General features: G+C 40.7%; 10 protein-coding genes. 9 read left to right on the top strand and 1 reads right to left on the bottom strand.

All coding sequences use genetic code 11. The features are described from left to right. The first annotated feature begins 162 nt into the window (after positions 1–162). The 4 genes from HT728_RS07855 (at position 163) to HT728_RS07840 (ending at position 2,621) form a co-directional block, all read left to right on the top strand. Positions 163–1,098: a manganese-dependent inorganic pyrophosphatase gene (locus tag HT728_RS07855; protein ID WP_115904142.1), complete on the top strand. Its 936-nt coding sequence runs from the start codon at positions 163–165 to the stop codon at positions 1,096–1,098. An 85-nt stretch (positions 1,099–1,183) separates the two neighbouring features. Next, positions 1,184–1,696: a YiiX/YebB-like N1pC/P60 family cysteine hydrolase gene (locus HT728_RS07850; RefSeq protein ID WP_173234689.1), complete on the top strand. Its 513-nt coding sequence runs from the start codon at positions 1,184–1,186 to the stop codon at positions 1,694–1,696. Continuing rightward, positions 1,680–2,330 (top strand): DUF1803 domain-containing protein, encoded by a 651-nt coding sequence (locus HT728_RS07845; protein WP_173234686.1) that lies wholly within the window; start codon positions 1,680–1,682, stop codon positions 2,328–2,330. Before HT728_RS07850 ends, HT728_RS07845 begins: the two co-directional genes overlap by 17 nt. A 99-nt stretch (positions 2,331–2,429) precedes the next feature. After that, complete coding sequence (locus tag HT728_RS07840) at positions 2,430–2,621, top strand: CsbD family protein (RefSeq protein ID WP_049521477.1); 192 nt, start codon at positions 2,430–2,432, stop codon at positions 2,619–2,621. 43 nt (positions 2,622–2,664) lie between these two features. On the opposite strand, the gene HT728_RS07835 is transcribed toward HT728_RS07840, so the two are convergent. Then, positions 2,665–4,110 carry a UDP-N-acetylmuramoyl-L-alanyl-D-glutamate--L-lysine ligase gene (locus HT728_RS07835; RefSeq protein WP_164226747.1) on the bottom strand — a complete coding sequence of 482 codons (1,446 nt, stop codon included), beginning with the start codon at positions 4,108–4,110 and terminating at the stop codon, positions 2,665–2,667. Positions 4,111–4,215: 105 nt separating this feature from the next. Between HT728_RS07835 and HT728_RS07830 the strand changes: the two genes are divergently transcribed. The 5 genes from HT728_RS07830 (at position 4,216) to HT728_RS07810 (ending at position 11,202) form a co-directional block, all read left to right on the top strand. Then, positions 4,216–5,838, top strand: coding sequence for a polysaccharide biosynthesis protein (locus HT728_RS07830; protein ID WP_173234685.1), 1,623 nt, complete (start codon positions 4,216–4,218; stop codon positions 5,836–5,838). 204 nt (positions 5,839–6,042) lie between these two features. Then, entirely contained in the window at positions 6,043–8,001 is a 1,959-nt protein-coding gene (locus tag HT728_RS07825) for a peptide ABC transporter substrate-binding protein (protein ID WP_173234682.1), read from the top strand. Between the two features lie 312 nt (positions 8,002–8,313). Beyond that, the gene (locus HT728_RS07820) at positions 8,314–8,769 is read left to right on the top strand and encodes a hypothetical protein (RefSeq protein ID WP_173218108.1); all 456 of its coding nucleotides are present in this window, start codon (positions 8,314–8,316) and stop codon (positions 8,767–8,769) included. Positions 8,770–8,933: 164 nt separating this feature from the next. Beyond that, positions 8,934–10,028 carry a cystathionine gamma-synthase gene (locus HT728_RS07815; protein WP_173218106.1) on the top strand — a complete coding sequence of 365 codons (1,095 nt, stop codon included), beginning with the start codon at positions 8,934–8,936 and terminating at the stop codon, positions 10,026–10,028. A 7-nt stretch (positions 10,029–10,035) separates the two neighbouring features. After that, complete coding sequence (locus tag HT728_RS07810) at positions 10,036–11,202, top strand: MalY/PatB family protein (RefSeq protein ID WP_173234680.1); 1,167 nt, start codon at positions 10,036–10,038, stop codon at positions 11,200–11,202. Positions 11,203–11,552 lie beyond the last annotated feature (350 nt).

Below are 11,552 nucleotides of genomic sequence, written 5' to 3'. Positions count from 1 at the left end.
AGAACTGACGAAGTCAGTACCCATGCCTACGGCAAGGCGAAGCTGACGTGGTTTGAAGAGATTTTCGAGAAGAATCGTGAGGAGCCCTTTGACTCCTCTTACTTTTGTCAAAAAGCGAAAAAAATGCTACAATAAAGAGAATAAACAAAATGAGGTATTATCATGTCTAAGATTCTAGTATTTGGTCACCAAAATCCAGACTCAGATGCCATCGGGTCATCTGTAGCCTTTGCCTACCTTGCAAAAGAAGCTTATGGTTTGGATACGGAAGCTGTTGCCCTTGGAACTCCAAATGAAGAAACAGCCTTTGTCTTGAACTATTTTGGTGTGGAAGCGCCGCGTGTTATTACTTCTGCCAAAGCAGAAGGTGCAGAGCAAGTTATCTTGACTGACCACAATGAATTCCAACAATCTGTATCAGATATCGCTGAAGTAGAAGTTTATGGTGTTGTAGACCACCACCGTGTGGCTAACTTTGAAACCGCAAGCCCACTTTACATGCGTTTGGAGCCAGTTGGATCTGCGTCTTCAATCGTTTACCGTATGTTCAAAGAACATGGTGTAGCTGTACCTAAAGAGATTGCTGGTTTGATGCTTTCAGGTTTGATTTCAGATACCCTTCTTTTGAAATCACCAACAACACACCCAACAGATACAGTCATTGCTCCTGAATTGGCTGAATTGGCTGGTGTAAACTTGGAAGAATATGGTTTGGCAATGTTGAAAGCTGGTACCAACTTGGCTAGCAAATCTGCTGACGAATTGATTGACATCGATGCTAAGACTTTTGAATTGAACGGAAATAATGTCCGTGTTGCTCAAGTAAACACAGTTGACATCGCTGAAGTCTTGGAACGCCAAGCAGAAATTGAAGCTGCAATGCAAGCTGCTAACGAAGCAAACGGCTACTCTGACTTTGTCTTGATGATTACAGATATCGTCAACTCAAACTCAGAAATCTTGGCGCTTGGTGCCAATATGGGCAAAGTCGAAGCGGCTTTCAACTTCAAACTTGAAAACAATCATGCCTTCCTTGCTGGTGCCGTTTCACGTAAGAAACAAGTGGTACCTCAATTGACTGAAAGCTTTAATGCGTAAGATTTTGGGTGTCAGTTCAAAATCGGAAATGTTAGTTTCCTTATATCGAAAGGAGTTTCGGCTCCTTTTTTTCTAGGAGTGAAGCATGTTAGCAAATGGCGATTTGATTTTTGTGAGAGATGAGTCAGATATGGGACAGGCCATCCAGACTTCAACAGGCAACTATAGCCATGTAGCCATTTATTTGGATGGGATGATTTACCATGCTAGTGAACAGGCTGGTGTTATCTGTCAGGAACCAGCAGCCTTCTTTGAGCCCAATCACTTGTACGACCTCTATGTCTACCCAGAAATGGATATCCAGTCGGTGAAGGAAAGAGCTTGCAAATATCTAGGGGCTCCCTACAATGCTTCTTTCTATCCAGATGGAGTTGGTTTCTATTGTTCCCAGTATATAGCAGAAATCCTACCGATTTTTGAAACTATTCCCATGAAATTTGGGGATGGGAAGCAAGAGATTAGTGATTTTTGGAGGGAGTATTACAGAGAATTAGGTCTTCCTGTTCCTCTAAACCAAGCTGGGACCAATCCTAGTCAGTTGGCAGCATCGCCTCTGTTAGAATGTAAAGAAAGGAATCTTCATGATTCAGATTTTTAATCCATCTCGTTTGACGAGACAGCCATTTTTTGGAGAATTGATCCGCTATCTGGACCAGCATGAGGATGTGATTCTACGGGAAATTAAGACTCAATTTCCAGATCTAGCAGTTGATAAACTCATGGAAGAGTATATAAAGGCTGGCTTTATTCTACGGGAAAATAAGCGCTATTACCTCAATTTTCCTATGCTTAAAACACTCGATAGTCTCGAACTGGATCAAGAGATTTTTGTTAGAGAAGCTAGTCCAATTTATCAAACTTTGTTGGAGAAGAGTTTTGAGACGGAATTGCGCAATCAAACCAATGCAGCTATTTTAGTTGAAAAGACGGACTTTGCGCGCACTAAAATGACCCTGTCTAATTATTTCTACAAGGTCAAAAATCAGTATCCTTTGACAGAAAAACAGCAGGAACTCTATGCCATTTTGGGAGATGTCAATCCTGAGTATGCCCTCAAATATATGACGACTTTTTTGCTAAAATTTCTTAAAAAAGATCAGCTTATGCAGAAACGTCGTGACATCTTTGTGGACAGTTTAGTTGTCCTAGGTTATATTGTCCAAAATGCAGATGGAAAGTATGAGTTGGCTATCGATTTTGATAAGGAAAAATTAACTTTCTATTTAGTGTGATTGCTTTTTCTGAGCACATTGTTTGACTTTATCTATCGATAAGTTTATACTAATGTAACCGATAACACATATCGGAATAAAACTAAAGGAGACAATCATATGTCACTTGAAAACAAATTGGAACAAGCAACAGGCGCTATCAAAGAAGGATTTGGTAAAGTTACTGGAGACAGCAAGACAGAACTTGAAGGAGCTGTTGAAAAAACAGTTGCTAAGGCAAAAGACGTAGTTGAAGACGCTAAAGGTGCTGTAGAAGGTGCCGTTGAAGGTTTGAAAAACGCTTTTAAATAAAGATAAAAAATCAAGGGTTTCATTTCCCTTGATTTTTTCTATCTTATAAATAATTTTCTGCGACAGCTGCATCTCCAGGATAGGCTTCTTTCTTGCCTTGGACGATTTGGTAGCAATCTGCTCCCTTACCAGCGATAATAACTGCGTCTAATTCGTGATTTGTGATGGCCATTGCTGCCTTGATGGCTTCTTGGCGATCCGCAATCTTTTCAACAGGATGATTGATGTAGCTACTGATTTCATCTGCAATGGTCATTGGGTCTTCATAGTTAGGGTCATCAGCAGTCAGAAAGACTTGAATCTCAGGATGTTGATTGAGGAGGAGGCCAAAGTCCTTACGACGACTTTCTCCCTTGTTTCCCGTCGAACCAAGAACCAGAGCAATCTTTCCAGTTTGATGAGTTTCAACCACATTGATGAGTTTTGTCAGACTATCCCCATTGTGGGCGTAGTCGATGAAGACCTTGGCTCCATTTTTCTGAGTGAGGACTTCCATACGACCAGGAACGCGGGTTGCAGCGATTCCTTTTTTGATGTCCTCAAGACTAGCTCCGAGACGGAGGCAAGCAAGTCCAGCAGCAACGGCATTTTCTTGGTTGAAGTGACCAATCAGTTGGATATCATAGTCTCCAGCCAGTTTACCCGTAGCTGAAAAGCTAAAGGCTTTGGAATTCTCGATTTGGTTATCAGATTGGCTACCATAGAAATCATGGTCTTGATCTGCCACTTGTTCTTTCAAGACAGAAAAGTGATCCATGTCACTGTTAATGATGACTGCTCGGCTATTTTCCATCAAGAGACGCTTGTGGTAGAAATAGTCTTCAAAGCTAGGGTGTTCAATCGGGCCGATATGGTCTGGGCTGATATTGAGGAAAACTCCCACATCAAAGGTTAGGCCATAGACACGTTTGACCAGATAGGCTTGGCTGGAAACTTCCATGATGAGGTGGGTACGATCATTTTGCACAGCTTGATTCATCATGTCAAAGAGGTCAATACTCTCAGGAGTTGTCAATGCAGACTTAAAGAAAGTCTTGCCATCTAAAGTTGTATTCATAGTCGACAACATTGCAGGTCGATGCCCTTGAGATAAGATGTTATAAGCGAAATAGGCTGCTGTTGTCTTACCCTTGGTTCCAGTAAAGGCGAGGAGTTTGAGTTTTTCCTGTGGATTTCCATAAAATTCCATAGCAATCAAACTCATGGCTTTCTTAATGTCGTTCACAATGATGACAGGGATACCGACTTCGTAGTCCTTTTCAGCTATATACCAACCGAGTCCTTGAGAGATGGCAGAAAGCAGAAATTCCTTCTTAAAGGCAGCACCCTTGACGAAAAATAGGCTCTTTTCTTTGGCCTTGTGGCTGTCATAGCAGATGGTGTCAAACGCGATATGGCTGTAGTTGTAGTGATAGTGTCCTTGGTCGATAATCTCACGGAAGAGACCATCTTTCTTTAAAATATCTAATACAGTTTCAATCTTTATCATACTTTCTATTGTAAACCGAAAGTCGTAAATTTACAAGTAACAAGGAAAAGTTTATAATGGAAGATAAGGAGTTTTTCCTAGTTATCAAAATTGAATGAGGAATCTATGTCGCACGAAAACAATCACCAGCAGGCCCAGATGTTACGGGGGACTGCTTGGCTAACGGCTAGTAACTTTATCAGTCGCCTACTTGGGGCTATTTACATTATCCCTTGGTACATCTGGATGGGGTCTTATGCGGCTACAGCCAATGGACTCTTTACCATGGGATACAATATCTATGCCTGGTTCTTACTGGTTTCAACAGCAGGTATTCCGGTTGCAGTGGCCAAGCAAGTTGCCAAGTATAATACCATGCGAGAAGAAGAGCATAGCTTTGCCCTGATTCGGAGCTTTTTAGGCTTTATGACGGGACTAGGTTTGGTTTTTACTTTAATCTTGTATGTCTTTGCTCCTTGGCTAGCAGACTTGTCTGGCGTGGGCAAAGACTTGATCCCAATCATGCAAAGCTTGGCTTGGGGAGTCTTGATTTTCCCGTCTATGAGTGTTATCCGAGGATTTTTCCAAGGGATGAATAACCTCAAACCTTATGCCATGAGTCAAATTGCTGAGCAGGTCATTCGTGTTATCTGGATGCTCCTAGCAACCTTTATCATTATGAAGCTCGGTTCGGGAGATTACCTAGCAGCGGTTACCCAATCCACCTTTGCTGCCTTTGTCGGCATGGTCGCCAGTTTTGCAGTCTTGATTTATTTCCTTGCCAAAGAGGGATTACTCAAAAGAGTCCTTGAAACAGGAGATAAGATTAACAGCAAGCGTCTTTTGGTCGATACTATTAAGGAAGCCATTCCTTTTATCTTAACAGGGTCTGCCATCCAGCTCTTCCAGATTTTGGATCAGCTGACCTTTATCAATAGTATGAGCTGGTTTACCAACTACAGCAACGAGGACTTGGTTGTCATGTTTTCTTATTTCTCAGCCAATCCTAATAAAATCACTATGATTTTGATTTCTGTTGGAGTTTCAATTGGGGGTGTCGGTTTGCCACTTTTGACTGAAAACTATGTCAAGGGGGACTTGAAAGCAGCTTCTCGTCTCGTTCAGGATAGTCTCACCTTACTCTTTATGTTCCTGCTACCAGCAACGGTTGGAGTGGTCATGGTAGGGGGACCTCTTTATACGGTCTTCTATGGTAAGCCAGATAGTTTGGCTCTGGGCTTATTTGTCTTTGCAGTTTTGCAGTCTATTATTTTAGGCTTGTACATGGTCTTGTCTCCAATGCTTCAGGCCATGTTCCGCAACCGCAAGGCCGTTCTCTATTTTATCTATGGTTCTATTGCCAAGCTAGTCTTGCAACTACCTACCATCGCTCTCTTCCACAGTTACGGACCTTTGATTTCCACAACCATTGCTCTCATCATTCCTAATGTCTTGATGTATCGGGATATTTGTAAGGTAACGGGTGTCAAGCGCAAGGTGATTTTGAAGCGAACCATTTTAATCAGTTTGCTGACCCTAGTCATGTTTCTGTTAATAGGAACCATCCAGTGGCTGTTAGGATTTTTCTTCCAACCGAGTGGACGTTTGTGGAGCTTCCTTTATGTAGCTCTTGTCGGTGCCATGGGTGGAGGAGTATACGGAGTCATGAGTCTCCGTACTCGTTTATTGGATAAGGTGATTGGAAAAGCCCAAGCAGATCGCATGCGAGCAAAATTTAATCTTTCGTAAGATAGCATTTATAAATAAAAGGAATAAGTTGAACAATCTTTTAGGAGAACTTGAAACTTATTCCTTTTTTAGCGTCAAAATAGCTAAAATTATCTTTTGAAAGTAGAAGATGAGGTCTTTTTCGATTTTTTTGGAAAAAATCATTGACTAAACAAACTAAATGTTGTATAATAAAACAAATATTTAAAGCAGGAGGTTCTGGAAATGAAAAAGTCTAAGGCCAAGTATGCAACACTTGCAGGTGTCATGTTAAGTGCAGGTATTTTGTTAAGCGCCTGTGGAAATTCTAGCACAGGGTCAAAAACCTATAACTATGTTTATTCAAGTGATCCATCTAGTTTGAACTATCTAGCAGAAAACCGTGCAACAACCAATGATATTGTGACCAATCTGGTAGATGGTCTCATGGAAAATGACCAGTATGGGAACTATGTGCCATCCTTGGCAGAGGATTGGAGTGTTTCTAAGGACGGTTTAACCTATACCTACAAACTTCGTAAGGATGCTAAGTGGTTTACTTCTGAGGGAGAAGAATATGCTCCTGTAACTGCTCAGGATTTTGTGACAGGTTTGAAATATGCAGCTGATAAAAAATCAGAAGCCTTGTATCTAGTGCAGGACTCTGTTGCAGGCTTGGATGACTATATTAACGGGAAAACAAGCGACTTTTCAACTGTCGGAGTCAAGGCTCTTGATGAGCAAACGGTTCAATACACCTTGGCTCGACCAGAACCTTACTGGAACTCAAAAACAACCTCAACCATTCTTTTCCCAGTCAATGCAGATTTCTTGAAATCAAAAGGGGATGATTTTGGGAAGGTAGACCCTGCTAATATTTTGTACAGTGGACCTTTCTTGATGAAAGCTTTTGTTTCAAAATCTGTCATCGAATACAAGAAAAATCCTAACTACTGGGATGCTAAAAATGTCTTTGTAGATGATGTCAAATTGACCTACTATGATGGTAGTGACCAAGACGCTCTTGTTCGTAACTTTACAGACGGAGCCTATAGCTACGCTCGTCTCTATCCGAATAGTTCAAGTTATGAAGGAATTAAAGAAAAATACAAAGATGATATCGTCTATAGCATGCAAGATGCCACTTCTTACTTCTTAAACTTTAATCTGGATAGACAATCTTATAAATTCACTTCCAAGACAAGTGATGCTGAAAAGAAATCGACTCAAGAAGCGGTTCTTAATAAAAACTTCCGTCAAGCTATTAATTTTGCCTATGATCGGACAGCTTACGGGGCTCAATCTCAAGGAGAAGATGGTGCAACTAAGATTTTGCGTAACTTGGTTGTTCCTCCAAACTTCGTAAGTATCAAGGGAAAAGACTTTGGTGAAGTAGTGGCTTCTAAGATGGTCAATTATGGTAAGGAATGGCAAGGAATCAACTTCGCGGATGCCCAAGATCCATACTACAATCCAGAGAAAGCCAAAGCCAAATTTGCAGAAGCTAAGAAAGAATTAGAAGCTAAGGGGGTAACATTCCCTATCCACTTAGATAAAAATATAGAGTTGACCAATAAGGCTGAAATTCAAGGAATCAATTCCATGAAGCAATCAATTGAGTCTGTCTTAGGTGCAGAAAATGTTGTGATTGATGTCCACCTACTTTCTACAGAGGACTATGATAGTTCAGGTTATCTAGCTCAAACAGCTGCGCAAAAAGACTACGATCTCTACAATGGTGGTTGGAGTGCGGACTATCTTGATCCATCTAGCTATCTTGATATCTTTAGTGTCAAGAATGGTGGGGTTCTACAAAGTCTTGGACTCGAGCCAGGTGAAGCCAATGACAAGGCCAAGGCTGTTGGATTGGATGTCTACACTCAAATGTTGGAAGAAGCTAATAAGGAACAAGATATTGCAAAACGCTATGAAAAGTATGCTGAAATCCAAGCTTGGTTAGTAGATAGCTCTCTAGCAATTCCAAATGTTTCACTTGGTGGAACACCAACATTGAGAAAAATCGTTCCTTTCTCAACACCATATTCATTGGCTGGTAATAAAGGGGTTGAATCCTATAAATACCTCAAATTACAAGATAAGACAGTCACAACAGACGAATATGCAAAAGCCAGAGAAAAATGGTTGAAAGAAAAAGAAGAATCTAATAAAAAAGCCCAAGAAGAATTGGCGAAACATGTCAAATAAGGATTTTTCAAGAAAAACGATGGTTTCGAAAGAAGCTGTCGTTTTTTAATAGAATGATGGTAAATTTGGAAGAAAAATCTCACATTTTTTTCTTTGTTTCTTGAGTTTATGTTATAATGAATATAACATAAATGTGAGACGCTATTTTCGAAAATCTACCCAATGTTGATTGAAGTATGCATATGCTAGGGTAATGTTATAGGAGGTATGTCATCTACTGGAAAAGTAAGATAAAACGCAACAAATGATAAGTTCTTCTTTGAGTGAAGAGTCCTTATCTGCCTATTTAGTGATTTTTATGGAGGTATCATCATGGGCGCTATTATGGAGTTTGCAACAGAAAAACAGATTGCATCATTTCTTTCAACTTGTCGCATTGAAGGGCAAAAGAATTTTCTGATGGCTTTCAAGAAAAAGACATGGTTCAAATCCTTTATTGATTTTTTCATTATAGGAGGTAGTTACTATGTTCAGTCGAGTGTGAAGCCTAAGATTCTGGCATTCACACCTAAGGGAATCTACTTGATGGACATCAGTGATGTAACAGAAAATCATTCTAATCATGTCGTAGAGATGCCTTGGAATCAAGTCAAAGATTTTACTTATAAGCCAGTCTTGAATACAGTTAGGCTGAACTGGAACTATCAAAATGAAGCCTATATTTTTTCCGTGGATGTCGGTCAGATTAGTCAGCATGTGGGCCAATATCAATTTAACAAAGAGCATTATGATTATTTATCCCAACAGGATTTCTTTCAGTCTAAGTAAGCCCTAGCAATCATTTTCACAAAAGAATCTGGAAGCTTTTCTGGATTCTTTTTAGCTTTACTATCTAAGTATATAGTTTAAAACTATAACTAGCTCTTGAAAAGAAGAAAATGAGTTGATGAAAATAAGTGGTACAATAGTTACTATAGATTTGGAGGAATTGTATGAGCAAGGAATTACACATTAACACAATTTTGGCCCAGGCGGGTATTAAGTCAGATGAAGCGACAGGTGCATTGGTGACACCGCTTCATTTTTCAACGACCTATCAGCATCCAGAGTTTGGTCAATCTACTGGATTTGACTATACGCGCACCAAAAACCCAACTCGCAGTAAGGCTGAGGAAGTCTTGGCAGCTATTGAGTCAGCAGACTATGCCCTAGCGACTAGCTCAGGAATGTCAGCTATTGTACTGGCCTTTAGCGTCTTTCCAGTAGGAAGTAAGGTCTTGGCGGTGCGTGACCTTTATGGAGGTTCTTTCCGCTGGTTCAATCAAGTGGAGCAGGAAGGTCGTTTCCATTTTACCTATGCCAACACAGAAGAAGAATTGATTGTCGAGTTGGAGAAGGATGTGGATGTTCTCTATATCGAAACGCCAACCAATCCCTTGATGTTGGAATTTGATATCGAAAAACTAGCAAAATTGGCTCATGCTAAGGGTGCCAAAGTGGTGGTGGACAATACCTTCTACAGCCCTATCTACCAACGTCCGATTGAAGATGGAGCAGATATCGTTCTCCATTCAGCAACCAAGTATCTGGCAGGCCACAATGATGTCCTGGCTGGAGTGGTTGTGACCAATAGTTTAGAACTATACGAGAAGCTTTTCTACAATCTCAATACGACAGGGGCAGTCTTGTCACCATTTGACAGCTATCAATTGATTCGTGGTCTCAAGACCTTGTCTCTTCGTATGGAGCGCTCAACAGCTAATGCCCAAGAAGTGGTTGCCTTTTTGAAGGATTCTCCAGCAGTTAAGGAAGTTCTCTATACTGGTCGTGGGGGCATGATTTCCTTTAAAGTAGCCGATGAAACGCGCATTCCACATATTTTGAACAGTCTCAAGGTCTTCTCTTTTGCGGAAAGTTTGGGTGGGGTAGAAAGTCTCATTACTTATCCAACGACTCAAACCCATGCTGATATTCCAGCAGAAGTGCGCCATTCCTATGGTTTGACAGATGACCTCTTGCGTTTGTCGATTGGGATTGAGGATGCTAGAGATTTGATTGCAGATTTGCACCAAGCCTTGGAAGGATAAGACAAAGATGGGAAAATATGATTTTACAAGCCTGCCCAACCGTTTAGGGCACCATACCTATAAATGGAAAGAAACAGAAACGGATAGTGAAGTTCTACCAGCTTGGATAGCGGATATGGACTTTGTAGTCTTGCCTGAAATCCGCCAAGCCGTGCAGACTTATGCGGATCAACTGGTTTATGGCTATACCTATGCCAGTGAAGAGTTAATTAAGGAAGTTCAAAAGTGGGAAGCCACACAACACGGTTACCACTTTGACAAAGAGGCTCTTGTCTTTATCGAGGGTGTGGTACCAGCTATCTCAACAGCTATTCAAGCCTTTACAAAAGAAGGCGAGGCAGTTCTGATTAACACACCTGTCTACCCACCTTTTGCTCGCAGTGTCAAGTTGAATAATCGTAGATTGATTACCAATTCTTTGGTGGAAAAGGATGGTCTGTTTGAGATTGACTTTGACCGACTTGAAAAGGATTTGGTGGAAGAGGATGTCAAACTTTATATTCTCTGCAATCCTCACAATCCTGGTGGACGTGTATGGGAAAAAGAAGTGTTGGAGAAGATTGGCCAACTCTGCCAAAAACACGGTGTTTTCTTGGTTTCAGATGAGATTCACCAAGATTTGGTCCTCTTTGGTCACAAGCATCATTCCTTCAATACCATCAATCCTGACTTTAAAGAATTTGCTATCGTCTTGACCAGTGCCACTAAAACCTTTAATATCGCTGGGACAAAAAATTCCTATGCAGTCATTGAAAATCCTAAGTTGAGACTGGCTTACCAGAAACGTCAGTTGGCTAATAATCAGCATGAAATTTCAGGTCTGGGTTATCTGGCGACAGAAGCTGCCTATCGCTATGGGAAGGATTGGCTAGAGGAACTCAAGCAAGTCTTTGAAGACCACATCAATTATGTGGTAGATTTATTTGGAAAAGAGACTAAAATCAAGGTCATGAAACCGCAAGGAACCTACTTGATTTGGCTTGATTTTTCAGCCTATGATCTGACTGATGAAAGATTGCAAGAGCTGTTGAGAAATGAAGCTAAGGTTATCCTCAACCGTGGTTTGGATTTTGGAGAGGAAGGGAGTCTCCATGCCCGCCTCAATGTAGCCATGCCTAAATCTCTGTTGCAAGAAGTTTGTCAGCGAATTGTGACGACTTTTGCTAAACTTTAAAAATCCGGTAAATTCCCAAACTAAGTTCCACCGCTAGTAGAAGTGGAAGTTAATCTGATAAAAATTGTAAAAACCAGTGGAAATCCATGTCAGGGTAAGTTCCACTGGTTTTACTAATGCTTGATTTTATTGCTTTTGTAGCCAAAATGAATCGAAAAAAAGAGCGCACAAAATCCTCTTATCTGAAAGCGTTTCAGATTAAGTTCCGCTATGGTGGAAGTTAGTGTGAGACGTTTGAATAGGGTTTTAGGTTAGTTTTTAGAACTTATGTTGGAGTAATTTAGAAGACTGACAGACGTCTTCTGCAGGTATTTTAGAAATGCCGAGAAGCTTAGGAATTTCTTCTCCAT

The sequence above is a fragment of the Streptococcus sp. 544 genome (assembly GCF_013277385.1).
Lineage (GTDB): Bacteria > Bacillota > Bacilli > Lactobacillales > Streptococcaceae > Streptococcus > Streptococcus mitis_BA.
This window is presented reverse-complemented; position numbering and strand designations above follow the sequence as displayed.